Consider the following 23,649-nt stretch of genomic DNA (forward strand, 5'->3'; position numbering starts at 1 on the left):
ATTAAAAGTTGTGTTACACCGAAGTTGAAACTCAATAGAGTTCCCAAATTAAGCATAAATTAAGATTCACCCAAAAATTGAGGAGTTGACAAGATGGGTATAAAATTTCCAGCCCTGAGTGGATTACTGGTACTTTTAGCTACTAGTTCCGCCTTCCCTGGGGTGGCTCAAGCTGAAACCGCAACAGACCCCCCAGAAACAACCAGTAATACTTTTGAGCGAGCTTATTTTCGCCATGACCCTAACTTTTACGAAAATGGCAGTTTAAAACGTCAAGTAGATTCTTTAATCGGACCTGGGGGTAAATTTGGTACTACCTTTCCCGACAATGAAATCGCCAAAGATGCTGAGTTAGTAAATACTCTTTATCATGATGCTCTGGCTCAACAAACAACCGATGATCCGTATCTGCGGACACCTGACTTACCAAATCCTTATGACTCTTCTCTATTAATGACTCCCCGCTATAATGGCAATACGCTGAGAGTCGGGACAGAATATCGGTTTAAAAATTAACCACAGCTATCAGTTCTGGCTTAGTCTCAATTCCAGTTCTCATTCTTGGCACAAAATTCCCGAATTTTTGAAAATTCGGGAATCCATCATGTAAAAAAAATTCTACAATTTCACATCGGGTGGAAGTAGCACTTTATTAATTACATGAATTATACCGTTACTAGCTTTGACATCTGCTTTAATTACTTTGGCGTTATCTACAGTTACTCGACCTTTTCTAACTTTAATTTGAACTGAAGCACCTTCAACTGTTTTGACATTACCAGTTTTGATAATTTTGGAAGTAATTGCCCCAGGAACTACATGATAGGTCAAAATCTTGACTAAGGTGGCTTTATTTTCTGGTTTAAGGAGTCTTGCTAAAGTTCCTTTTGGTAAAGCTTTAAATGCTGCGTCTGTAGGTGCAAATACGGTAAATGGACCTTGACCAGAGAGGGTTTCTACCAAACCAGCGGCTTTAATAGCTGCTACCAGTGTTGTAAAAACAGGGTTGCTGCTGGCAACTTCGACAATTGTCCCTACAGTATTTGTTTGGGTAACTGGTGTAGCAGGTTTAGCCATAGGCTTTATTTCTGCTAATGTAGGGGCGCTCACAAAAAGAGTTGTTGCAGCTATAGCGATGCTAACTGTTTTATTAAAAAGAGAATTCATCGTTTGTACTCCAAAAAATATTAAAATGTGACGTTTCGGTTAATTTAACTTCACAATCAAGACTGTAACAGAATTTAACGATTTATAACAATTGATTACTATTCTGCCAACATTGCCAATAACTGTGCCTCACTCAACTGACTGATTCCTAAAGTCTGCGCTTTCTCTAATTTAGAACCAGCATCGGCTCCTACAACTAAAAAATCTGTTTTTTTACTTATTGAATCAGTGATTTTACCACCAGATTTTTGAATTAAGGCTTTGGCTTCATCGCGTTTTAAGGTTGGTAATGTGCCAGTCACGACAAATATTTTACCGACAAATTTTTGATTAATTTCGCCCACAGCTTGAGCTTCTGTGCTGGTTGCTAATTGTAAACCAATGGCTTGGATGCGGTCAATCAAGGTTTGATTAGCTGGAGTCCGAAACCATTGATAGACTGATTGGGCAATTTCTGCACCGATACCATAAACGCCTTCAATATCTGACTGTCTTGCAGTTGTTAACTCTGCAACAGTAATAAACTTCTCTGTTAATAATTGGGCGTTGACGCTGCCAACATGACGGATGCCTAAACCATATAATACTCTAGACCAAGGTTGAGTTTTTGATTGGGCGATCGCATTTATCAATTTTTCCGCCGACTTCTGCCCCATGCGTTCTAATTCACCTAATTTATCTGCTGTCAAGTCATATAAATCAGCAACGGAATGAACCAATCCCTTATCTACTAATTGATACACCAACTTTTCTCCAACACCTTTAATATCTAAAGCATCACGACTTACCCAATGTTCAATTTCTCCTTTGAGAATCGCCGCACAAGAAGCATTTACACACCTAGTAACTGCTTCTCCAGTTTCCCTGACTACCTTTTGTCCACAAACGGGACAATGGCAAGGCATAATAAAAGGCTGGGTGTCAGCGGGACGTAATTCTTTAATAACTCGGACCACTTCGGGAATGATTTCCCCAGCTTTGCGAACAATCACGGTGTCACCAATCCGGATATCTAATTGTTCAATGCGATCGCTATTATGTAAGGTAGCACGGGAAACAGTTGTTCCTGCTAATTGTACTGGTAACATTTCTGCTAAAGGAGTTAACGCCCCGCTTCTGCCAACATTAACTGTAATTTTTTCTACACGGGTTGGGGCTTCTTCAGCGGGATATTTTAACGCGATCGCCCAGCGGGGAAATTTCTGTGTAAACCCCAATTGTTCTTGCAGTCTAAACGTATTTAATTTGACGACAACACCATCTGTCATATAGGGAGAATTCAGCCGTTCTGTATCCCAATATTGGTAATATTCAGCCACTTCAGCAATAGAATGGCAGAGTTTATGATTGGTATCAACTCGAAAACCCAACCTTTGCAACAATTCCAAAGCTTCCCATTGAGTATTGGCAATACTGGAATCATCCAAACCCGTAATATGTAAAGTATAGGCACAGAAATCTAACTGCCGCTGTGCCACAATCCGCGAATCCAATTGTCTAAGCGTACCAGCTACAGCATTGCGCGGGTTAGCAAATACCTGTTCCCCGGTTTTTTGTCTTTTCTCGTTAATTTCCTTGAATACCTGTAAAGGTAGAAATACTTCTCCTCGGACTTCCACCTTAGTAATATTTTCCAACCCGTCAAAATTTAAACGCAGGGGAATTGAGCGAATAGTTCTCACATTTTGGGTAATCTCTTCACCCATTATCCCATCTCCTCTAGTTGTACCTCTGACTAGAAGTCCATCTTCATAAGTCAAAGCTAAAGCAGCACCATCAATTTTTAACTCAGATACATATTCTATTTCTCCGTCATTATACTGACTGGGTGCGTGTCGCCGCCACCGCTGATCCCAATTTTGCAATTCTTCAATATTAAAAGCATTTTCCAAACTGTAGAGGGGAATATTATGGCGGACTGAGGTAAAATGGGTAGCAGGTCTTTCGCCAACGCGCTGAGTCGGACTATCGGTCGTAACTAATTCTGGATACTTCGTTTCTAATTCTTGCAATTCTCGATACAGTCGGTCATAAACCGTATCTTCCAGAGTGGGCGCATCTAGTACATAATAAGCATAACTTGCTTTTTGCAATAATCGCCGCAATTCTTCTATTCGCTTCAATTCAGGTTGAGTTGACATCATGAGTTTAATAACCAAACAATAATAGTAGTAGGAATTTAATTAAGTAGGTAGGCACAATTAAATATAATATGGGCAGGCAGGATGCCCACCCCACAAGAATATTATACTTATTGTGGGGTGGGCTTCTAGCCTGCCCTAGTCAATAATATTATTTTGATATTTATTTGGGCCCATGTACTTATAAATAAGATCAGCAAGCAGTCATGACTCAAACTTTCACAGATAACTCCCCTATTATTATCGCTCATCGAGGCGCAAGTGGATACCGTCCTGAACATACTTTAGCCAGTTATGAATTAGCAATTGATTTAGGCGCTGACTATATTGAACCAGATTTAGTAATAACTAAAGATGGGATTTTAATTGCCCGTCATGAAAACGAAATATCAGAAACTACTGATATTGCTAATCATCCCGAATTTGCCCATTTAAAAACTACTAAAATCATTGATGGTGAAATTAAAATAGGTTGGTTTACAGAAGATTTTACCATAGCAGAAATTAAAACCCTAACAGCACAAGAACGCATTCCTCAAATCCGTCCTCAAAATATAGCTTATAACGGGATATTTACTATTCCCACTTTTGCAGAAATTATTGATTTAGTAAAGCATAAAAGTCAAGCAATTGGTCGCCATATTGGCATTTATCCAGAAACTAAACATCCCAGTTATTTTAAGGCGATTGGTTTATCATTAGAATCAACTTTATTATGGAATTTGCAGGGAATTAATTTACCTGTATTTATTCAATCATTTGAAGTTAGTAATCTGAAAGAATTATCACAAAAAACAGATTTACCCTTAGTGCAATTAATTAATGATATTGGTAAACCATACAATTTTATTATTAATGATGATCCGCGGACATATATAGATTTGTTAAGTCAACAAGGGTTAAAAGAAATTGCTGAATATGCCCAAGCGATAGGTGTACATAAAAACTTATTAATTCCTAGAGATATTCATGGTAAATTACTATCACCCACATCTTTAATCACAAATGCTCATAATGCTAATTTACAGGTTCATGTTTGGACTTTTAGAAATGAGGATTGTTTCTTACCCTCAGACTGTCAAGGAAATCCCCAAAAAGAATATGAAATATTTTTTAGTTTGGGCATAGATGGTGTATTTAGTGATTATCCAGATATGGCTTTAAAGATTAAACCTTATGAGTAATTTATTGTCAAATCGCTTAACTGAAGTTGCCCAACTATTTCTCAAATTAGGCATTATTGGCTTTGGTGGACCCGTTGCCCATATTGCCATGATAGAAGATGAAGTAGTTAAACGTCGTCAATGGTTAACACAAGAACATTTTCTAGATTTACTAGGGGCAACAAATTTAATTCCTGGTCCCAATTCCACAGAAATGGCTATTCATATTGGATATATTTATGCAGGTTGGTTAGGATTAATAGTTGCCGGAGTTTGTTTTATTTTACCTGCGATTTTAATTACAGGTTTATTGGCTTGGGTATATGTCAATTATGGAACTTCACCCCAGGTTGCACCGTTACTTTATGGAATTAAACCTGTTGTTTTAGCAATTATCATTAATGCTATTTGGGGTTTAGGAAAAAAAGCCATAAAAACAAGACAACTACTTGTAATTGCTGTAGCAGTTGGGTTAATAACTTGGTTTACTAAAGTTAACGAAGTTGTGGCTTTATTGCTAGGAGGAATATTAGGAATGATTTGGTTACGCAGTGGTAATCAAGCTAATTTAATGATTATTGGTTTAACCACAAGTACATTTTGGCAAACTACCGCAACTTTGAATACAGCGATAAATGATCATATTTCTGTACCTTTATGGCAATTGGGTTTATTTTTTCTCAAAGTTGGTAGTGTGTTATTTGGTGGTGGTTATTTATTAATTGCCTTTTTGCAAGGAGGATTAGTAGAAGAATATGATTGGTTAACACAACAACAATTATTAGATGCTATTGCTATTGGCCAATTTACTCCTGGTCCTGTGCTTTCTACCGCAACATTTATTGGTTATGTAATTGCTGGTTTTCCGGGAGCAATTGTCGCAACTTTAGGAATTTTTCTACCTTCATTTTTATTCGTGGCTGCCTTAAATCCTTTCATGAATCGTCTTCGTAATTCATCTTGGACAAGACCTTTTTTAGATGCTGTAAATGTGAGTGCTGTAGCGTTAATGGTTTTAACTACAATCCAATTAGGAATAGCTACTTTAATATTACCAAAAACCCATTCTGTAGATTTTTTAGGTTTAGTTATGGCTTTGATTTCAGCAGTTTTAGTAATTCGCTATCGCATTAATGCTGCTTATTTAATTATCAGTGGTGCTATTATTGGTTGGGGTGTGAAATGAATTTAGAATTTAGAAAAACAATCATAACATTAAAAATGGCTAACAAAGATATACAAGAAAGAACTCTAAACTTTAGGATAAGAATAGTTAATCTTTGTAAATTTTTGAGAGAAAATGGTGGAACAGGATATGATTTGAGCAAACAATTAATCCGCTCTGGAACAAGCATTGGAGCAAACATTGAGGAAGCACAAAATGCAGAGAGTAAACCTGATTTTATTCATAAAATGAGTATTTCTTTAAAGGAGACTAGAGAAACAAATTATTAGTTAAAAATATTAATTGCAACGGAGAAAACCCTAGAAAAAAGATTACTTCATTTATTAAATGAATCTAATGAATTAATTTCTATTATTCATGCAATCATTAAAAATACCAAGTCTCAAGATTAATTCTAAATTCTAAATTCTAAAAAGATCAATTATTTCTCTTTCTAAGTTATCACGGGCAGATTGTTCGGCACTATCAAACATCAAAGGTGTAAAATAAATTCGTTCTCGTTGCAAAAATCTTTCTAAAACTTGTCTTCTACCAGTGATATATGCCAATTCTGATACCCACGCATATTCTTGACGAATGGCTTGAGAATATTCTTGATATTCAATTGGTTTTGCGGCTAAGATTGCTAAATCTGCGTCAAGTAAAACGTGGCTATTTAAGTCATTACCTTGATGATATTTAGTATTTAAAATTAATTGGTGAACTATGTTAATGTTATTATCTGGAATTGCTAAATTTTCTAGTATCTTGGCAGCATAGTCAGCACTTTTTTCTTCACTGTCTTGACTTTGAGTATTATATATAACATCATGAAACCAAGCAGCAAGTTTTACAGCAGCTAGGTCTTGGGTATAGACTTGTAAAATATCAATCGTACTGATAACGTGATAAATATGCTTTAAATTGTGGTAGTAACGATTAGGACTAGAATATGCTGCAACTAAATCAGTAAAAGCTCTATTAGCTGCTACTTTATCTATATTGAAGAGGTAAAATGTGCTTTGCCAATGAAGAAATAAAGCAGATATCAGTTTTTTGGTATTCATAAGTATTATCATGTTTGGTTAAAGGCTGACAGATCAACTTATAAAGTGTAATATATAACATATACGCTACAATTGAGTAGTCAAATAGGCTTAATATTTAGTTAAAAGAAATTCTTCCTTATCTATTTTTAAATAAAAATAATAACTCAATGAAACTTTGGCAATCTAATCAATATCTGAATAATAATAGATTTATTATCCAAAATGTGTTGGGTAGCGGTGGCTTTGGTATTACATATAGTGTTAAAGAAATATGGCTCTTCGGTACTTGTTATGCTAAACCGAGAAATTGAGAGAAGGGAACAGGGAACAGGGAAAAAATTTTAATTTTCTAGTTTTTTAATAAGACTAATAATCATTCTGCTTTCTTCTTTTAATAAATTAAGAATCATTTCTACATCTTTTTCTGAACATAATCCTACTCGGTGAGATAAAATTAGATGAGTTTCTAATTCATTAACTGACCCTTGAGCTATGTTTAAAAATCTTATATATTCTCCTCTATATCTTCGTCCATATCATAAGAGATATATTAGCACCGAATAGATACAGCACTTCTTCTAATTTTGCATCAGCTGTATTCACATCCGTTGTAGCTAATTTAAGCAACTCCGGCCAATTTAAAGTTTGTGATTTACCACTGGCTGTCTCACCTTGAATAGCTAAATTCCACTGACGCTGCGGGTTCTTTTTGGCTTTATCTGCTAGAATTTCCGCATTGCGATTACTTGCTTCTTTACGCCATAATTCCAATTGTGTATTTGTCGGCTTTTTTGTACAACCTCCCAAGTAGACTACACTTATCCCCAAAGAGACTAAAGCCAAGTTTTTCCAGATATTCGAGACAACCACATTCAAAACTTTTACATCATTAGTCGACATTAATTCAGAAAACTGATTACTAACAAATTTTATGGTATTACAAGTAGAAAACAGCACTTACGAAGCAAAAACTCAAGAAATTGCCAAACAGGTTTTAGCTGCTACCGGGGAAAATCGCTCATTTTTCGGAGCTTTACGGGATCAAATGCGCCTTGATGATAAGTTACTCGACTGGGCTATGAGTAATCCTGGTTTACGAGTCCAACTATTTAGATTCATAGACACTTTACCCGCTTTACATAGTAAATCAGAAATTGCCTCCCATTTACAAGAATATTTGGGAGATGAGTCTGTAGAATTACCCGCAGCTTTAAAAGCAATCTTAAATTTTGCTAACCCTGATTCTATGCCCGCACAGGTAGCAGCCACAACTGTGGGAACTGCTGTAGAAACTTTAGCACATAAGTATATTTCTGGGGAAAATATTAAGCAAGTCATCAAAACCGTTGAGAGACTGCGAAAGGATAAAATGGCTTTCACCATTGACTTACTCGGTGAAGCGGTAATTACGGAAATAGAAGCCCAATCTTATTTAGAAAGATACCTGGAATTGATGCAGCAATTGGTGGAAGCATCCAAAAATTGGGCGAAAATCCCCGCTATTGATGAAGCTGACGGCGAAAATATCCCCAAAGTCCAGGTTTCTGTCAAATTAACGGCGTTTTATTCCCAATTTGATCCTTTAGATGCTGAAGGTAGCGAAGCACGGGTAAGTAATAATATTCGGACTTTACTCCGTCGTGCTAAAGAATTAGGAGCAGCAGTCCATTTTGATATGGAACAATACGCCTATAAGGATATTACTTTTACCATTCTCAAAAAGCTGTTACTGGAAGAGGAATTTCGTCAACGGACTGATATCGGCATGACTATTCAAGCATATCTGCGCGACAGTGAACAAGATGCTAGAGATATCATTGCTTGGTTAAAACAACGGGGTTATCCTCTCAGCATTCGTTTAGTTAAAGGTGCGTATTGGGATCAAGAAACTATCAAAGCTGCTCAAAAACATTGGCCGCAACCAGTTTATAATGATAAGGTCGCTACCGATGCCAATTTTGAAGCGATAACCCAGCTTTTACTAGAAAATCATCAATATGTCTATTCTGCCATAGGTAGTCATAATGTGCGATCGCAATCTCGCGCCATAGCCATAGCAGAAAGTCTCAATGTTCCCCGTCGTCGCTTTGAAATGCAGGTTCTTTACGGCATGGGTGATAAAATAGCTAAAGCTTTGGTAGATAAAGGTTATCGCGTGCGGGTTTATTGTCCCTATGGTGACTTGTTACCAGGAATGGCTTATTTAATTCGGCGTTTATTAGAAAACACCGCAAATAGTTCCTTTCTCCGCCAAAACTTAGAAAACCGTCCCGTTGAAGAATTACTAGCACCCCCAATTCCCATTCCTGCTTCCCCCTCGCTTGCGGGGGGGACCCAGGGGGGGTTCTTAGCTATAGCAGATACCGATTTTGCAAAAGAGGAAAAAAGAAAGAAATCAAGTTTAGCTTTTGCAAATGTGCGTCAGCAGTTAGGGAAAACCTATTTACCCTTGCTGAATGGCGAATATGTGAATACAACAACGTTTGTTGATTCTCTTAATCCTTCTAATTTTAGTGAAGTAGTTGGTAAAATTGGACTTCTGAATATTGAACAAGCCGAAGAAGCAATGAAGTTTGCTAAAGCTGCTTTTCCGGCTTGGAAGAAAACCCCAGTTAAGCAACGGGCTGATATTTTGCGTCAAGCTGGGAAGTTAATGGAGGAAAGACGCGCTGAACTTTCGGCTTGGATTGTTTTGGAGGTGGGTAAACCTGTTAAGGAAGCTGACGGGGAAGTTTCCGAAGCTATTGATTTTTGTCTCTATTATGCTGACGAAATGGAACGGCTGGACAAAGGTGTAATTTATGATGTTGTTGGTGAAACCAATCGTTATATTTACCAGCCTAAAGGTATCGCTGTTGTTATTTCTCCCTGGAATTTTCCTTTGGCTATTGCTTGCGGTATGACTGTTGCGGCTTTGGTTTCGGGAAATTGTACTTTGCTTAAACCTGCGGAAACTTCTTCTGTCATTACTGCGAAGTTTACAGAAATCTTAATTGAAGCAGGAATACCAAAAGGTGTTTTTCAATACGTCCCCGGTAAGGGTTCTCAAGTCGGAGCTTATTTGGTAAATCATCCTGATACTCATGTAATTGCTTTTACTGGTTCACAGGAGGTAGGTTGTAGAATTTACGCAGAAGCCGCCATTCTTAAACCTGGACAAAAGCATCTCAAAAAGGTAATTGCCGAGATGGGTGGCAAGAATGGTGTTATTATTGATGAAAGTGCTGATTTAGACCAGGCTGTTGTTGGTGTTGTCCAATCTGCTTTTGGTTATAGTGGGCAAAAATGTTCGGCTTGTTCACGGGTAATTGTGCTTGAACCAATTTATGATGCTTTTGTGGAAAGGTTGGTAGAAGCAACTAAATCTTTGAATATTGGGGAAACGGAATTACCCAGTACCCAAGTTGGACCAGTGATTGATGCTAATTCCCGCGATCGCATTCTGGAGTATATTCAAAAAGGGAAACAAGAAGCAAAGGTAGCTTTAGAATTACCTGCACCAACTCAAGGTTATTTTATCGGTCCGGTGATTTTTTCGGAAGTACCCGCAAATGGGGTAATAGCCCAGCAGGAACTATTTGGTCCTGTCTTAGCGGTAATTCGAGTTAAAGATTTTCAAGAAGCTTTGGAAGTTGCTAATGGCACAAACTACGCTTTAACTGGTGGGCTATATTCTCGCACACCTTCCCATATTGAACAAGCACAAGCAGAGTTTGAAGTGGGGAATCTCTACATTAACCGGAATATTACTGGGGCGTTAGTTTCTCGTCAACCTTTTGGTGGGTTTAAACTTTCTGGAGTCGGTTCAAAAGCAGGCGGTCCAGATTATCTTTTGCAATTCCTAGAACCACGCCATATCACAGAAAACATTCAACGTCAAGGTTTTGCCCCAATTGAGGGCGCAGATTAACTGGATGATATCACCAGATCCCCGACTTCTTCAAGAAGTCGGGGATCTAAAACTAATTATATATTTTCGCCACACTCACGTAACTTTTTCTTAGCGTAATAGCAATCAAAGTGAATTAATGCGTCTCTACTCGATTTAAACCTACCCAGAGTCACACCAGGATCTTTTTTTGGATCTTTGTCTTTATTCCAAATCTTCAAAGAGTATTTCTGACCATCATCACTAGACCATAACTCATAACGATACTCACCACCATAACCTTCACTTGTCAGGTAGTCAGCTAGTGCTGTACTTGATATAGATATAAGAGTAGATATAGCCAAGATGGGAACTAAAGCTACTTTCAATAGTTGACTTGTTTTCATAGATACACCAATCATTGCTTGCATTTTAAGCATAGTGTGACTGCGTATCATTGTCTAGACTGTAACTCTGCATCTTAGCAAAAAATAAAAATGTTATTCATCCCATCAATTTATGATAGAAGTCGGGGATCTTTATTTATCCTGTTAATCCTTAAATCCTGGAAATCCTGATTCTGACAAATTATGATATTTTGATGTTAAAATATAAAATCAGGGTTTGTCTATATTTATGGGTAAAAAAGATGATATTAAGCAAGTTGATGCAATTGCGAGAGAATTTCGTATGTTACCGGAATTAAGAGATGATTTTGGACCATTTCTGGAGGAAGAAAAAAGAAATGGTTATGGAGGAACTTTAAATAATAGAGGTGATTTTACATATCAGGAACTTAGACAAAAAGCTAAAGAATTTTTAGAGGATAGAGGATATTCATTATGACTCCTAAAACATCTCTTGCTAATTCAATACTAAATCTAAATCAAATTATTCAACCAATTATTGGTGAAATTTGTCATCAGATTACATTTAGCTATGGTGATGAATTACGGTTGCATTTTGGTGAAATGATTGCCTATTCCCATCCTAAATTAGCACATTTACGCAAAGGAACTTGGCGACTTAACACTAGGGCAACACCTTGGTATTTAATGATAGGAAACGGTCTTCTCAGTCATTCATCTATGTTCGTAAATTATAAAGATGCTGCCGAATGTGCTAAAATATCTTTACAATGTTTTTTGGAAAATAAAAAACTAACTAATTTTGTAATTGATAGTAATAATTTTAAACTCACTTTATCATTTGAGGATCATTACGAACTAATTTTAGAACCAGATTTAGAAGATGATTCTGGGCTTGCTTATTGGGAATTAATGATGCCAAATGAGCAAATTTTAACCGTTGGTCCGGGAATGTTTTGGGAATGTAAATCAATTCATGAACCTTATTAATCTGGATATTTAGGTTCAGATAAAATCCCCATCTTAAAATATAATTACTAATTAAAATGCTTAACTAAGTAGATTGGCGTTAAAAATTGTCGTTATGGCAAGGGAACAGGGAACGGGGAAAAGTCAAGAGGTTTTGGACGATTTTACTTTTCTTTACACAGATTGGTTTTATTATGTTCACCTACTTACCTATTATTGTCTAGAATCAAACTTTGTCCGGTTGCGTTTTGGCGGGAAATAAAAGTGATAACATCCTCAAGATAGATACCGCCTCTCTGAAAATATGCAAAAATGAAAGTAGAAACGTCTGTTAAAAAACTTAACTCCATTTTCTGTTTTTGACTCCTGAACTCCTATTTCCAGGGGGGTGAAACTATGATTGATACAAGTAACGATATAAGAATTATCTCTTTAATTCCGAGTGCTACGGAAATCATCGCTAAACTGGGTTTATTTGATGCTATGGTAGGGCGATCGCATGAATGTGACTATCCTCCCGAAATCGTTAACCTTCCAGTTTGTACCCAAGCCCGTTTGAATGGTGACGCTAATAACCATACTGATCACAACGAAGCCAAGGATATATTGCAATCTGCTCTGGGTATCTACAAAATCAAAGTTGATGTCTTAGAGAAATTGCACCCTACCCACATTATTACCCAAGACCAATGTGATATCTGCGCTGTAAGTTTACCAGAAGTAGAAAAAGCAGTTGCCCAACTTACCCACAGTTCACCGCAAATAATTTCCTTACAACCCAACACATTACAGGATCTTTGGGGCGATATTGAACGGGTTAGTCACACATTTGGAGTAGATTCAGTAGAAATACTGGAGAACTTAGAGGCTCGTGTAAGAATTTGCAAGCGTAGACTGCAAGGGCTTTCTCTCGCGGAAATGCCAAAAGTTGCTTGTATTGAATGGACAGATCCTTTAATGACTGCTGCAAATTGGGTTCCTGAATTAATCAAGTTAGCTGGGGGACAACCATTATTTGGCCTCATGGGTAAACCTGCAACCCATGTCAAATGGGAAACATTGGTAGCCAGTAACCCAGATGTGATTATTTTTATGCCCTGTGGCTTTGATTTACCACGGACTCAGCTAGAAACCGATGTATTAACTCAACGTCCAGAATGGAAGAAACTCCATGCAGTCCAAAGTGGTCGAGTTTTCATTACTGATGGTAATGCTTACTTTAACCGTCCTGGACCACGATTAGTAGATTCTTTGGAAATTTTGGCAGAAATATTGCATCCAGATATCTTTGACTATGGTTATAAAGGTACTGGTTGGAAAGTTTTGTAATAGTGAAGTTTTGAAAATATCCCCCGACTTCTCAAAGAAGTCGGGGATATAAAGCGTTACTTATTTCCTGGTATATCTATGTTTAACACCTATCGGAAAATACTCAAGATCACCAGTAGGTTTTAATTCTACTATCGGGGTTTGATATTGGGGAGGAACATAATTAGCAAATTCACTATTCAGACGCAATAATTGAGCCAAAATAGCAGCAGTGATAGATAATCTTTTCTCTTCTTGATCTTCTACTCCTGGCGCTAACTCTACGACTACAGATAAAAAGCGGTTTTTGTCTAAATCTTCCCTTACCTGTAAAACAAACTTACCCGTTACCCATTCTCTGATAATTGGTTGTTCTAATCCTACCGTCACATTTTCTGGATAAATATTTGCGCCAAAATAGGAAACTGTAAAGTTAGAACGTCCGAAAACATAAACAAAAGGTAATTGACGAATTCCGCGATGATTCTCTAATTCAGTGATAGGATCAAAATTCCAATTTGCTAAAAACTCTAGCATTTCGACATAAGTAATTAAGCCACCATGATCGCCAATATTATATCTAATTAAAGGCACACCATTATCACCGGAAAATAGTAAATTGCCCTCTTCCACTTCAAAAAACCGACTATTAGGATCATATTGAACTAAAGTAGGTAAACGAGATTCCCCAAATAATGCTTTAGCGGCTTCTGGTTTAGCTGCTAAAAACCGCCGAATACAAATACTTAAAGGGGTTTCATTTCCTAAAACTCCTGCGTCTGCTGTTCCATACATAGAGGCAAAATCATCACAGGGATTGTCAGAACCTATTCTTTGGGCTACTAAATTTCGCCATTCTTCACTAAATACTTCTCCGGCCATGACTAACTTAATATTATATTGTCCCCACTGCATCCCATTGGCAATACCAGTATCAATGACATCTTTTAAAAATGGTGGATATCCTAATAATACAACTTGCTGAAAATTAACGCCCAATTCCTGGACAATTCGCCAAATTTCCGTTTTATTATTCCCTGGAGTAATGACTGTAATTGGATAACCTTTCGCAGCTAAATGACGACAACAATTGGTAGTAAACATTCCGCCTACCCAAGTTCCCAAGGCAAAACAAATTACTGCTAAAGTGGTTTTATTATCTGCATGAAAACTGTCATGAAAAATTTGCTCAAACCGGGTGGCTATTTGTAATTCATCAGTTAAGGAACGTGGCCAAAATGTGGCTTTACCTGTTGAGCCGGAGGAGGCTGCGATCATATCACAGCCTCCTATATTTCCATTATTACACAATTGGGGCAAAGAATAACGGGAAATATAATTTTCTTTATTAATTTTTGGTAAGTTCTGGAAATCTGCTAATGTTTCAATGTTTCGAGGATTTATGCCTTGTTCTGCTAAAAATGCCTGGTAAGCAGGTACACTAGCAGCTACATCTTCAAATAATGCCAAAACTATTTCTTGACTGTCAATATGAAGATGCTGTTCTAGTTTCTGGGCTAAGGGAGTTGTTATAAAATTTTCTAATCCTAGAATTGCCCTTTGTGATGGTATTTGGTGTTTCATAAGGCTTGTAAATGGCAAAAATCTCGTCGCTTTTTGTGAGTATTCTATCCATAATGCTACAGGAACGTAAATTATCTTACTCCTTTTGTAGCCATTAATAACTCTCTATTTATCCTCCAATACCATGCAAATATATTGCAGTCAGCAGCACATAAATAATGGTAGTCATCGCTTTTGTACTCATTGTGGTGAAGCATTACCGTTGAATGTAGGGCAAGTTATTGATAATCGTTATGAAATTGCGCGGATCTTGGGACAGGGTGGTTTTGGACGCAGTTATTTGGCAATTGATCGGCAAAAATCTCGGAAAACCTGCGTTTTAAAGGAATTTGCCCCCAATATTGTCAAACCGCAGGATTTAGAAAAGGCTAAGGAACTGTTTGAACGAGAAGCCAGTGTGCTTAAAAAAATTCAACATGACCAAATTCCGCGTTTTCATGCTTCTTTTGCCGCCAAAATTGGGACTAAGGATTTTTTCTTTTTGGTGCAAGATTATATTGAAGGTGATAATTATGATCAATTATTTACACAGCGTCAAAGTCAGGGAAAGTCTTTTAGTGAGGAAGAAATTATTAATTTATTGCATAATATTCTGCCTGTGCTGACTTATATTCATTCTTTAGATATAGTTCACCGCGATATTTCCCCGGATAATTTGATTTTACGCGAAAGTGATAATTTGCCTGTATTGATTGATTTTGGTGGTGTCAAACAGTTACCAGCTTCTCAGGGTTTTTGGCGGACACAATTGGCTGTAAATGCAACTTTATTAGGTAAAAAGGGATACGCGCCTGAAGAACAGTTACTTCAGGGAAAAGTATATAAAAATAGTGATTTTTATTCCTTGGCGGTGACGGCTTTGGTATTAATAACAGGGAAAGAACCAAATTTACTTTATGATAGCTATAATGGCGTTTGGTTTTGGGGTAAGGAAATTAAAGTAAGTCCCAAATTAGAGGCTGTCTTCAAGAAGATGTTGGCATATAAGCCGAGCGATCGCTATCAAAAAGCCGAACAAGTTATTAAAGATTTACCTCCACCATCTACTGTATCTACACCACAAATTATGCAAACTTCTAAGAATAATCCCCATCCTTATATTACTAAGTTAAAAACAGAGGTGGTAGCACCGGGTATCAAACGCGCTCGGACTCTTCATGGTGGTGTCAAGAATCAGACGACATTGTTTGTCCAAAAAATACCGATGCCAATATGGTTGCGGCCTTTTACTGTCAGCTTTATCATGAGTACGGGAATATTATTAACTGGTGCGGGTTTCTTCGCTTTAGGAAATTTTGCGGTCAAGGGGATAACATCAATTCAAGTTCCTAAAATTGAAGTTCCCAAAATCCCATCTATTCATAATTCTGGAAGTGGGAATAATGGGAAACGTAGTATTCAACAAGTTTTTAGTCGTGTCCAACAGTTAGAAATTTCTTCAGTATTTTTTACGAATACGGTTAATGAAGTTTTCTATGCCCAAAAACCAGAGTTAAACAGACGCAAGTTAACTGAGAAATCGGAAGATGCGGCTTTACGTGAACAATGGACTCAGGTTGCTGATCAGTTGTTAAATAATCTAGAAAAAGCAAATCTAAGTGAAACAGCGAAAAAGAAAATAGGTAGTTATAGTCAACAAGATTCTCACCGCTGGGATCAACTTGCTAAGGCTGGAAAATTGGGTAATTATAAATCTTTTCAGGATTTACGCGCAGATACGTATCAGACATTTGAACCGTTGTTTCCTGGTCAAAAACGCGGGAATTTAAATCAACAAACTTTTTTGCAAATCTGGTATGCGATCGCATCTGATAAAGTAAAGAATAAGTAATGGGTAATTGGTAATTGGTAATTGGTAAGATGTGACAACTAACAACTAACAACTAACAACTAACAACTAACAACTGACCACTGACAACTGACCACTGACAAATGACAAATGACTAATCTTTATTGTTCTCAAAGGCATCAAAATCCGTCTGGTAGTAGGTTTTGTCTTCAATGTGGGGAGAAAATTGCCAATGTACCGACATCTGTAAATCAGGGTATTCAAGCGGGACAAGTTTTAGGCGATCGCTATGTTATTATCCGTCAAATTGGCCAAGGAGGATTTGGCACGACTTATTTAGCGGAAGATATTAACCGCTTTCGAGAAAATTGTGTTTTAAAAGAATTCTCTCCCCAAGTACAAACTCCTTATGTTGTGAAAAAAGCGGAGGAACTATTTCAGCGAGAAGCAAGTGTTCTTTATAAATTGCAACATCCTCAAATTCCTCGGTTTCGGGAACTGTTACGCATCAATTTACAAGGGAAAGAAAGTCTTTTTTTAGTCCAAGATTATGTAAATGGTGAAACTTATAATTCTTTATTAAATAGTCGTAAACAACGGGGTTTAAAATTTACAGAAGCAGAAATCCGCCAATTATTACAGCAACTTTTACCAGTTTTAGAATATATTCATTCCCTTGGTGTTATTCATCGTGATATTTCTCCTGATAATTTAATGCTGCGTAATAGTGATCAATTACCTGTGTTAATTGATTTTGGGGGTGTTAAACAAGTAGCCGCAACTGTTGCTTCTCAATATTACCAAACAGGGGCAAATGCATCTCCTACCAATGGCACTTTGTTGGGAAAAATAGGATTTGCACCCCCAGAACAAATGCAAACAGGTATGGTGTCTACCCACAGTGACTTATATGCTTTAGCTGTGACAATGTTAGTTTTACTGACAGGTAAACAACCTCAACAATTAATTGATACTTATAATCTGACTTGGCAATGGCGGCGGGAAGTAAAACTAAGTTCCGCATTCGGACAAATAATAGATAAAATGTTATCACCAATTGCTGGCAATCGCTATCAAACAGTTCGTCAAGTTCTCCAAGCCCTTAATCCCCAACCTATTAGCTATCAGCAAACTCAACCTCCCACATCTGCAACTGTCGCTATTTCTCCCCCGAAAATTCCAGTTCCCGAACCTGTGATGATTCCCTCTCTTCCCCAACCAGGTATTTGGACAGGAAGAAATGTTTTTATCCTCGTCATTGTATTGACTATTGGGAGTTATTGTTGGTGGAAATTCAAAACCCCTCATCATAATTTACAGGGAAGTAATGCGACAATTATATCTAGTCCCAATCCCCCGGAAGCCGCAAAACCCGAAGTTAAGTTTTCACTAGAGGAAATACAACGCAAACAAAAATTGCAAGATCGCCGTGAAGAATTGGGTATAAATTATAAATTTTATATTGCGCTGGTAAATCAAATATTTAGAGAAAAAGATCCTAGTTTAAAAGGGCGCACCCTCAGTAATAATCCAGAAGATGAAAGTTTAAGATCAGAATGGGATAAAACCGCCGCCGAAGTCCTAGAAAAGCTGTCAAAAATCACTTCTAATTCCCGTCGTCAACTGGGGAATTATGATTCATTCATACTCGATAACTGGAAAGCCCAAATCAATAAAATTAACGTTGGGAGTCGTTCTTTATCTGATTTAGCTGATGCCGCTTTTTTTAATGAATTTCCTGAACAAAAGGATAAAAGTTTTATTAAACAACCTATTGGACAAGTTTGGTACGCATTTGTCAATGATCAACTTAACGCTATTTTTACTAAAAACGCATTTGCAAAAATTGTTTTTGCTGAAGGTGCTACAGGTAAAACAGTGAGTGGAAGTCTGCAACCAGGAAAAGGTAAAGTTTTTATTGCTGAACTAGCCAAAGATCAGAATATGGAAGTTAAGTTAGAAGCAAATTCCCAAGTTTTATTATCAATTTATTCTCCTTCTGGGAAAATCCGATTTTTAGAAGATTCTCAAGAACGGACTATATCCAAAACATTACCAGAAAAAGGATTCTATGAATTTGTCATTGTTTCCACAGCCTCAGAACCTGTTGATTATCAACTGACTGTAACAGCAGAAAATCCTCCAGAACCAGAACCTACAGAAACCCCCATAGAAACACCAACGCAAGAACCAACTCCAACGGAAACACCCACACCTGAGAGTAATTAAAAAACTTTCTTCTTTCTTTTTCTTCTTTCTTTTTCTTCTTGTTGGCAACTTCTGCCTGTTCTTTTGATTTTTGGAGTTCTGTTGTCCGTTGTGCCACCTTTTCTTCTAAATTTTCAAAATAGCCAACTTATCTTAGCGCCACTACCGATAATGGTTGTTATACCGATTTTGCCCATTTCTAATAAAATATGATCGATACCTAATGAATAACTTTTATAAAAACTTAGAGAGCGTGTATTTTCAAGGTTCAAGTAAGGTGCTATCATTCGTGAACCGTTTATTTTCTGGTATTCAGGTACAAGAGTTATTTTTGGTAAAATACCTTCAATCATGGCTTTTGCCGATGGTTCTTCTAGCATAAAAACTTCTTTGAAGGCTTTGAAGTTTTTTAGACGGATACTTTCTATTTTCATAATTTATCATTAAACGGTTTTTCAAGGTCAATTTCTTTAATAAGATGTCATTAGTTGATAATTTTTCTTAATCCATCACGAAAAACTTGAAAACTTCTAGATTGGTTGTTTTCAACATCCATATGAGGAGATACTTTTTGAGCAAAGTTCATTTTTTGTAACCCTGTTTCATAGCCATACTTTTTGAGGATTTTATCTAATTCTTCCCACGTACCACCTTTGATCGCATCTGGATCACGAAATTTGGCTTGCTGAGGTAAAGAAGCAGGAATCTTTTCATATTCAGCCCTAATTGCTGCCACATCACCTATAAACCAAGATTCAAGTTCTTCTACAACAATTCTATGAAGAACAATATTTCCTTTTTTTTCAGTTACAACACTACTAGCATCACAGAGTTTGTTTTTTAATTCTAAACAATTTGCTCTATCTTCGTCTACTAAAATTACAATTCGCCAATCATCAGGTATAAAATTAGCATAAGCTTTCATCCGTTCAGGTAATTTTTTTAAAAGGTTATTTTTATTGCCAAAATTGTGTATTTCAAAAGTATGAATATTACCTATAATTTTAGGAACAATAAACTTTAAAGCAATTTCAGTGGAAGATTCTTCTACTAAAAAATGTATGTGCATAATCAGTAATTATAATTAATAGGGTAATCCTCTTAGATATCCTTCAGACCAGAGATCACCTAAACCTGCTTCGGATTCTATAAAATGTTTAGCATTAGGGATTTGGTCAGCCCTGGTAACAGTTACATAGCCATTATCATCACGTTGAAAAATCCATAGTTGTTTAGCATCTTTAATGGTATTAACAAAAAATGGTGAGTGAGTAGAAACAAATACCTGTGCGCGTTGTGCATAAGCCTGTAACTCTTCACTTAATGAATCAAGCAGTTTGTGGTGCAGACCATTTTCTGGTTCTTCAATACAAAGTAATTGGGGAGGATTTGGATCATTTAATAATATCAAATATGCTAATAACTTTAGTGTTCCATCTGAAGAAAATCTGGCTAAAAATGGATTATTGAAAGGTTTATCTTTAAATAAAAGAGCCAGTCTACCATCAATTGTTGGTTGAGCTTCTACTTTTTCTAATTGAGGAACACGGCTGGCTAATAACTTCAAAATACTAGATAAAGTTTCTGGATATTCATCAGCAAGGTATTGAACTACATTGGCAATATTGTCTCCTTCACGAGAGAGATGTTCCATTGCACCAGCAGTGGTTAATTGACGGGCTTGATCTGGGATAAAATAAGAGAGAAACCATCCTTCAATAAAACGTCGTAAACTAGCAATGCGCGGGTTATCTGATAGTTGCCCAATAGTTTTAATAGCAAGAGAACTAGGATCATCCATTTGATAATGAATTTTGCTGTCATTTATTTCTGGATTCTCCCCACTAATGACTTCACCTCCACCATTCTCAAACTTCAAATAATAAAAGGGTTTGCCATGAATATCTCGCCCCAATCTCAGAGTTTCTCTTGATACTATTGGCACTCCATTTTGTAAAGCAATAGCAACTGTATAATTAATAATAGGAGATTGTTTATTTTCACGATACTTAATTACAATTTCAATTTCTTGACTTTCACTCTCACGAGAGATAACTTCTGGAAATCTTCCTCGTTTTTCTAAGGCTTTTCTCACATTGGTAGTGATACAATCGGAAAGAAAACCTATTACATCAAAAAACGTAGTCTTGCCACTACCATTAGGTCCAAGGAAGACTGAGAAAGGTTTAATATCTTTGAGGGTAATATTTTGCAAAACCCTATAGTTTTTGACGGAAATTTCTTCAATTCTTGCCATTACATCATCACTTGTATAATTCTGGTACTGCTAAAACTATCTACTATTTTAAATTATTTGTGAATATCCAGATCCCCGACTTCTTAAAGAAGTCGGGGATCTAAATACTACACTACTGAGATTGTTATTAATTATATAAGTACCGCATCCCATTAACAAGCCCTTGTAGATAAGATATAATGAAAAGGCTGTATAAAAGTAAAAGTATGCAGCTAGAAGACTATTTTTAATTTTTAGACCCAGATAATATCCGTATCAAAGGGCATTGTATTAGTATTGACGATGTAATGGATTATTACCTGCAAGAATTTACACCAGAGCAAATTCTGGAGGAGTTGCGATCGCTGAATTTAGAGAAAATTCATGCTACGATTATCTCTCAGAAATAGAATGGCTCATGGTTTAATTAGTAATAATTATTTTTCTAGCCAAACCTACCTTTTCCACAGCCGCTACAGAGTCACCACCACCGATAATGGTAATTGCGCCGTTTTTGCTAATGTTTGCTAAAGTATGAGCGATTCCTACGGATCACTTCGAGATCGCATCACGCCGCAGCTACACATTGGAAGTTTTGCAGCCGATTCAACCATTGATTCCAGTGATAAACTAACTTTGTGCGATCAAACTGAAAAACTTCTGCTTCTTGGTCAGGTAAAGCCACAACAATTAAAGCATGATTAATTTTATCGCCAAATAGATTGGTGTAATAGTGTCTATTAATTGCGCCGCAATAAGCAGTTAGTTGTAAAGGTTTATCATAAAGCTTTTCTAGTTTCTCCTTTGGTTCTTCGGCTGTTGTCCATTCAATGACGTGGGGAATACCTTGATAACGCGCCACAAAATCAACTTTACCAGCGTAAGTTTCCACATAATTAGGTACAACTTGCTCAACCAGTTGCACATCGCTAATATGTTTAAATAAAGGTTGAATGCTATCCCAATAAGGTTGAATAAAGTTGTTTATAGGTTGCTGTGAGTGAGTTTGGAAATGGTGCTGAATCATTTTGTGTAAAGCATTTCCCCGACTACGACTACTATTAGCAACACGATTTGCTTCTGCATCTCCAACTTTTTTCCGCCAATAGTAAAGTCCATTTCGAGACTCTTGGGTTTGTGTGGCTTTAAGAACTGTAGTGACAGCAGGAAGGAGAACGCCGTTATTACCTCGGTAGTAGCATTGACTGTTGATGTAGGTAGATTTCATAGCTTTGTGCGTATTGAGTGACTACATCAACTAGCTTCGAGGGTTGGTGTCTGAGATAGCGTCTGAGTAAGTTGTCTAGGGTGTATGACTTTGTGTATGAGAGTGTATGACTTTTGATAATAATGCGGTTACAATAATTACAAGTTCTGTGGTTAAAATATGACTGGGCGATCGCTTACTGCATCTATAAAAGGTATAGAGAAAGCAAAAAAAGCTTTGCGAAGTAATAGCTTAAATCAAACAGCCTTAGCTAGAGATTTAGGCTTTTCTCGTTCAACTGTTACTAATTTCTTTCGTCAGATACCAATTGAACGCTTGAATTTTGAGGAAATTTGCACAAAACTAGGTTTAGACTGGCAAGATATTGTTGATGTACCAGCAAACGAAACTGAAATAGAGGAAATTGAAAATACTATATTTAAAGATCCTAATTTTTTAGGACGTGAGGAAGATATAGCAAGTATCAACAACCTAGTTAATGAGGGTAAAAAAGTTATTCTGATTAAAGCTGAGGGTGGTATTGGTAAAACAACCTTGGCTGAAAATTGGTTTAAAATTCAAGGTTTAGATTATTTAAAACTTAATGTAGGAACAACATCTCAAAATATCCAATCTGTAGAAGATTGGGTAAGGTTAAAGTTAAAAGATTATTTTCAAATTCCACCAGTAGAAAATTTCATGACAATGCTGGAACAATTTAAAATCAAATTACAGAATCTAAAAATAGGTATTCCACAACTTTTAAATTCTGTAATCCAGGATATTTATCCTTTATTACCTAATTTCATAGATAAACATATATTGGATGTTTATAATAACTATCTTGAGATGCTAAGTTTTTTGAAGACAAATGTTTTGAATGATAAAATATGTAATTTGCAATTTGAAATAGTTATATCATCATTATCTTTTGAGCAAATAAACAACTTAATTGAGAATGAAGGTTTTGATGAAATAAAATTCATCTATTTAGATATGGGTAATAGCATAATATCTAAAGTTACATTTACATTAGATGAATTTAAAGACTTAATAATTGGAGATTTAAGTCAATATCAAGAAAATAGTAACATTTGTATTTCAGGCATTCGTAGTCACAAATCAGAAGTCAAATCTTCAAAATTAAGTGAGAGCTTGATTTTTTATGAAAATCGCAATTTACAAGAAGAATGGAAATTAACGTATAAAGATATTAATATGCTCAGAGATTACTATGATGCTAATTTATTAATTACATATTCCTTATATCTTACTTCCCCAGAAGTTCGCTCTTATATCGAAGAAACCCTACTCCTACCCATCGAAGAAATAGAAAAACACCCATTCAAATATCAAGAATAAAATGTTTCATTTCTGCCAAGTTATCATCTTAGTAAAGATGTATGCTATAATAAAGCTCAGTTGAG

Annotated in this window: 24 protein-coding genes and 1 pseudogene; 13 read left to right on the forward strand and 12 right to left on the reverse strand. The window is 36.5% G+C overall.

The genetic code is table 11. The annotated features are described in order from the left end of the window. The first annotated feature begins 93 nt into the window (after nucleotides 1-93). On the forward strand, nucleotides 94-516 hold the full coding sequence (locus tag EZY12_20980) for a hypothetical protein (GenBank protein ID QSX67180.1): 423 nt from the start codon (nucleotides 94-96) through the stop codon (nucleotides 514-516). 102 nt (nucleotides 517-618) lie between these two features. Here EZY12_20980 and EZY12_20985 read toward each other — a convergent pair whose 3' ends face one another. Further along, a complete protein-coding gene (locus tag EZY12_20985; GenBank protein QSX67181.1) occupies nucleotides 619-1,167 on the reverse strand; it encodes a fasciclin domain-containing protein in 549 nt (182 codons plus the stop codon). Nucleotides 1,168-1,265: 98 nt separating this feature from the next. Beyond that, entirely contained in the window at nucleotides 1,266-3,311 is a 2,046-nt protein-coding gene (gene ligA, locus EZY12_20990) for an NAD-dependent DNA ligase LigA (protein ID QSX67182.1), read from the reverse strand. A gap of 203 nt (nucleotides 3,312-3,514) precedes the next feature. On the opposite strand from ligA, the gene EZY12_20995 reads away from it, so the two are divergent. The 3 genes and pseudogenes from EZY12_20995 (at nucleotide 3,515) to EZY12_21005 (ending at nucleotide 6,049) form a co-directional block, all read left to right on the forward strand. After that, nucleotides 3,515-4,492, forward strand: a complete 978-nt coding sequence (locus EZY12_20995) for a glycerophosphodiester phosphodiesterase (GenBank protein ID QSX67183.1) — start codon at nucleotides 3,515-3,517, stop codon at nucleotides 4,490-4,492. Continuing rightward, nucleotides 4,485-5,657: a chromate efflux transporter gene (gene chrA / locus EZY12_21000; protein QSX67184.1), complete on the forward strand. Its 1,173-nt coding sequence runs from the start codon at nucleotides 4,485-4,487 to the stop codon at nucleotides 5,655-5,657. The genes EZY12_20995 and chrA overlap by 8 nt, the downstream gene beginning before the upstream one ends. Before the next feature lie 35 nt (nucleotides 5,658-5,692). After that, nucleotides 5,693-6,049 (forward strand): annotated as a pseudogene (locus tag EZY12_21005) (four helix bundle protein). A 9-nt stretch (nucleotides 6,050-6,058) separates the two neighbouring features. Here EZY12_21005 and EZY12_21010 read toward each other — a convergent pair. Next, nucleotides 6,059-6,703, reverse strand: coding sequence for a hypothetical protein (locus EZY12_21010; GenBank protein ID QSX67185.1), 645 nt, complete (start codon nucleotides 6,701-6,703; stop codon nucleotides 6,059-6,061). A 149-nt stretch (nucleotides 6,704-6,852) separates the two neighbouring features. Between EZY12_21010 and EZY12_21015 the strand changes: the two genes are divergently transcribed. After that, complete coding sequence (locus EZY12_21015) at nucleotides 6,853-6,996, forward strand: hypothetical protein (protein ID QSX67186.1); 144 nt, start codon at nucleotides 6,853-6,855, stop codon at nucleotides 6,994-6,996. Nucleotides 6,997-7,026: 30 nt separating this feature from the next. Here the strand turns inward: EZY12_21015 and EZY12_21020 are convergent, their stop codons facing one another. Beyond that, on the reverse strand, nucleotides 7,027-7,194 hold the full coding sequence (locus EZY12_21020) for a four helix bundle protein (GenBank protein ID QSX70763.1): 168 nt from the start codon (nucleotides 7,192-7,194) through the stop codon (nucleotides 7,027-7,029). Nucleotides 7,195-7,204: 10 nt separating this feature from the next. Beyond that, a complete protein-coding gene (locus tag EZY12_21025) occupies nucleotides 7,205-7,585 on the reverse strand; it encodes a hypothetical protein (protein QSX67187.1) in 381 nt (126 codons plus the stop codon). Between the two features lie 31 nt (nucleotides 7,586-7,616). Between EZY12_21025 and pruA the strand changes: the two genes are divergently transcribed. Next, the gene (gene pruA, locus EZY12_21030; GenBank protein QSX67188.1) at nucleotides 7,617-10,595 is read left to right on the forward strand and encodes an L-glutamate gamma-semialdehyde dehydrogenase; all 2,979 of its coding nucleotides are present in this window, start codon (nucleotides 7,617-7,619) and stop codon (nucleotides 10,593-10,595) included. A 56-nt stretch (nucleotides 10,596-10,651) separates the two neighbouring features. On the opposite strand, the gene EZY12_21035 is transcribed toward pruA, so the two are convergent. Beyond that, a complete protein-coding gene (locus EZY12_21035; GenBank protein QSX70764.1) occupies nucleotides 10,652-10,993 on the reverse strand; it encodes a hypothetical protein in 342 nt (113 codons plus the stop codon). Nucleotides 10,994-11,189: 196 nt separating this feature from the next. Here EZY12_21035 and EZY12_21040 point away from each other — a divergent pair, with 196 nt between their 5' ends. From EZY12_21040 to EZY12_21050, 3 genes are all read left to right on the forward strand, one after another. Then, nucleotides 11,190-11,399, forward strand: coding sequence for a hypothetical protein (locus EZY12_21040; GenBank protein QSX67189.1), 210 nt, complete (start codon nucleotides 11,190-11,192; stop codon nucleotides 11,397-11,399). Next, nucleotides 11,396-11,911 (forward strand): hypothetical protein, encoded by a 516-nt coding sequence (locus EZY12_21045; protein ID QSX67190.1) that lies wholly within the window; start codon nucleotides 11,396-11,398, stop codon nucleotides 11,909-11,911. The genes EZY12_21040 and EZY12_21045 overlap by 4 nt, the downstream gene beginning before the upstream one ends. A gap of 375 nt (nucleotides 11,912-12,286) precedes the next feature. Continuing rightward, complete coding sequence (locus EZY12_21050) at nucleotides 12,287-13,219, forward strand: cobalamin-binding protein (protein QSX67191.1); 933 nt, start codon at nucleotides 12,287-12,289, stop codon at nucleotides 13,217-13,219. A 60-nt stretch (nucleotides 13,220-13,279) separates the two neighbouring features. On the opposite strand, the gene EZY12_21055 is transcribed toward EZY12_21050, so the two are convergent. Further along, nucleotides 13,280-14,782 (reverse strand): phenylacetate--CoA ligase family protein, encoded by a 1,503-nt coding sequence (locus EZY12_21055; GenBank protein QSX67192.1) that lies wholly within the window; start codon nucleotides 14,780-14,782, stop codon nucleotides 13,280-13,282. Nucleotides 14,783-14,906: 124 nt separating this feature from the next. Between EZY12_21055 and EZY12_21060 the strand changes: the two genes are divergently transcribed. Together EZY12_21060 and EZY12_21065 are read left to right on the forward strand one after the other, a co-directional pair. After that, the gene (locus EZY12_21060; GenBank protein QSX67193.1) at nucleotides 14,907-16,613 is read left to right on the forward strand and encodes a serine/threonine protein kinase; all 1,707 of its coding nucleotides are present in this window, start codon (nucleotides 14,907-14,909) and stop codon (nucleotides 16,611-16,613) included. A 108-nt stretch (nucleotides 16,614-16,721) separates the two neighbouring features. Then, complete coding sequence (locus EZY12_21065; GenBank protein QSX67194.1) at nucleotides 16,722-18,800, forward strand: protein kinase; 2,079 nt, start codon at nucleotides 16,722-16,724, stop codon at nucleotides 18,798-18,800. Nucleotides 18,801-18,913: 113 nt separating this feature from the next. Here the strand turns inward: EZY12_21065 and EZY12_21070 are convergent, their stop codons facing one another. The 3 genes from EZY12_21070 to EZY12_21080 are packed head-to-tail and all read right to left on the reverse strand — an operon-like array spanning nucleotide 18,914 to nucleotide 21,036. After that, on the reverse strand, nucleotides 18,914-19,213 hold the full coding sequence (locus EZY12_21070; protein QSX67195.1) for a hypothetical protein: 300 nt from the start codon (nucleotides 19,211-19,213) through the stop codon (nucleotides 18,914-18,916). Nucleotides 19,214-19,263: 50 nt separating this feature from the next. Further along, nucleotides 19,264-19,848, reverse strand: a complete 585-nt coding sequence (locus tag EZY12_21075) for a DUF4276 family protein (protein QSX67196.1) — start codon at nucleotides 19,846-19,848, stop codon at nucleotides 19,264-19,266. A 15-nt stretch (nucleotides 19,849-19,863) separates the two neighbouring features. Beyond that, on the reverse strand, nucleotides 19,864-21,036 hold the full coding sequence (locus EZY12_21080; protein QSX67197.1) for an AAA family ATPase: 1,173 nt from the start codon (nucleotides 21,034-21,036) through the stop codon (nucleotides 19,864-19,866). A gap of 287 nt (nucleotides 21,037-21,323) precedes the next feature. On the opposite strand from EZY12_21080, the gene EZY12_21085 reads away from it, so the two are divergent. After that, nucleotides 21,324-21,425, forward strand: a complete 102-nt coding sequence (locus EZY12_21085) for a hypothetical protein (GenBank protein ID QSX67198.1) — start codon at nucleotides 21,324-21,326, stop codon at nucleotides 21,423-21,425. A gap of 13 nt (nucleotides 21,426-21,438) precedes the next feature. On the opposite strand, the gene pgk is transcribed toward EZY12_21085, so the two are convergent. Together pgk and EZY12_21095 are read right to left on the reverse strand one after the other, a co-directional pair. Then, nucleotides 21,439-21,558: a phosphoglycerate kinase gene (gene pgk / locus EZY12_21090; GenBank protein QSX70765.1), complete on the reverse strand. Its 120-nt coding sequence runs from the start codon at nucleotides 21,556-21,558 to the stop codon at nucleotides 21,439-21,441. 25 nt (nucleotides 21,559-21,583) lie between these two features. Then, nucleotides 21,584-22,243 (reverse strand): exonuclease, encoded by a 660-nt coding sequence (locus EZY12_21095; protein ID QSX67199.1) that lies wholly within the window; start codon nucleotides 22,241-22,243, stop codon nucleotides 21,584-21,586. Nucleotides 22,244-22,402: 159 nt separating this feature from the next. Between EZY12_21095 and EZY12_21100 the strand changes: the two genes are divergently transcribed. Continuing rightward, nucleotides 22,403-23,584, forward strand: coding sequence for a helix-turn-helix domain-containing protein (locus tag EZY12_21100; protein QSX67200.1), 1,182 nt, complete (start codon nucleotides 22,403-22,405; stop codon nucleotides 23,582-23,584). Nucleotides 23,585-23,649: the final 65 nt, after the last annotated feature.

The organism is Dolichospermum sp. DET69, assembly GCA_017355425.1.
GTDB lineage: Bacteria > Cyanobacteriota > Cyanobacteriia > Cyanobacteriales > Nostocaceae > Dolichospermum.

Excerpts from the sequence above, each read along its gene's own strand:
- EZY12_21055 (QSX67192.1), bottom strand. The coding sequence starts at position 14,782 with ATGAAACACCAAATACCATCACAAAGGGCAATTCTAGGATTAGAAAAT.
- EZY12_21095 (QSX67199.1), bottom strand. The coding sequence starts at position 22,243 with ATGAAATCTACCTACATCAACAGTCAATGCTACTACCGAGGTAATAAC.
- EZY12_21080 (QSX67197.1), bottom strand. The coding sequence starts at position 21,036 with ATGGCAAGAATTGAAGAAATTTCCGTCAAAAACTATAGGGTTTTGCAA.
- EZY12_21070 (QSX67195.1), bottom strand. The coding sequence starts at position 19,213 with ATGAAAATAGAAAGTATCCGTCTAAAAAACTTCAAAGCCTTCAAAGAA.
- EZY12_21075 (QSX67196.1), bottom strand. The coding sequence starts at position 19,848 with ATGCACATACATTTTTTAGTAGAAGAATCTTCCACTGAAATTGCTTTA.
- EZY12_21050 (QSX67191.1), top strand. The coding sequence starts at position 12,287 with ATGATTGATACAAGTAACGATATAAGAATTATCTCTTTAATTCCGAGT.
- chrA (QSX67184.1), top strand. The coding sequence starts at position 4,485 with ATGAGTAATTTATTGTCAAATCGCTTAACTGAAGTTGCCCAACTATTT.
- EZY12_20985 (QSX67181.1), bottom strand. The coding sequence starts at position 1,167 with ATGAATTCTCTTTTTAATAAAACAGTTAGCATCGCTATAGCTGCAACA.
- EZY12_21065 (QSX67194.1), top strand. The coding sequence starts at position 16,722 with ATGACTAATCTTTATTGTTCTCAAAGGCATCAAAATCCGTCTGGTAGT.
- EZY12_21045 (QSX67190.1), top strand. The coding sequence starts at position 11,396 with ATGACTCCTAAAACATCTCTTGCTAATTCAATACTAAATCTAAATCAA.
- EZY12_20995 (QSX67183.1), top strand. The coding sequence starts at position 3,515 with ATGACTCAAACTTTCACAGATAACTCCCCTATTATTATCGCTCATCGA.
- EZY12_21060 (QSX67193.1), top strand. The coding sequence starts at position 14,907 with ATGCAAATATATTGCAGTCAGCAGCACATAAATAATGGTAGTCATCGC.
- EZY12_21010 (QSX67185.1), bottom strand. The coding sequence starts at position 6,703 with ATGAATACCAAAAAACTGATATCTGCTTTATTTCTTCATTGGCAAAGC.
- EZY12_21100 (QSX67200.1), top strand. The coding sequence starts at position 22,403 with ATGACTGGGCGATCGCTTACTGCATCTATAAAAGGTATAGAGAAAGCA.
- EZY12_21085 (QSX67198.1), top strand. The coding sequence starts at position 21,324 with ATGGATTATTACCTGCAAGAATTTACACCAGAGCAAATTCTGGAGGAG.
- EZY12_21015 (QSX67186.1), top strand. The coding sequence starts at position 6,853 with ATGAAACTTTGGCAATCTAATCAATATCTGAATAATAATAGATTTATT.
- pruA (QSX67188.1), top strand. The coding sequence starts at position 7,617 with ATGGTATTACAAGTAGAAAACAGCACTTACGAAGCAAAAACTCAAGAA.
- EZY12_21040 (QSX67189.1), top strand. The coding sequence starts at position 11,190 with ATGGGTAAAAAAGATGATATTAAGCAAGTTGATGCAATTGCGAGAGAA.
- ligA (QSX67182.1), bottom strand. The coding sequence starts at position 3,311 with ATGATGTCAACTCAACCTGAATTGAAGCGAATAGAAGAATTGCGGCGA.
- EZY12_21025 (QSX67187.1), bottom strand. The coding sequence starts at position 7,585 with ATGTCGACTAATGATGTAAAAGTTTTGAATGTGGTTGTCTCGAATATC.
- EZY12_21035 (QSX70764.1), bottom strand. The coding sequence starts at position 10,993 with ATGCTTAAAATGCAAGCAATGATTGGTGTATCTATGAAAACAAGTCAA.
- EZY12_20980 (QSX67180.1), top strand. The coding sequence starts at position 94 with ATGGGTATAAAATTTCCAGCCCTGAGTGGATTACTGGTACTTTTAGCT.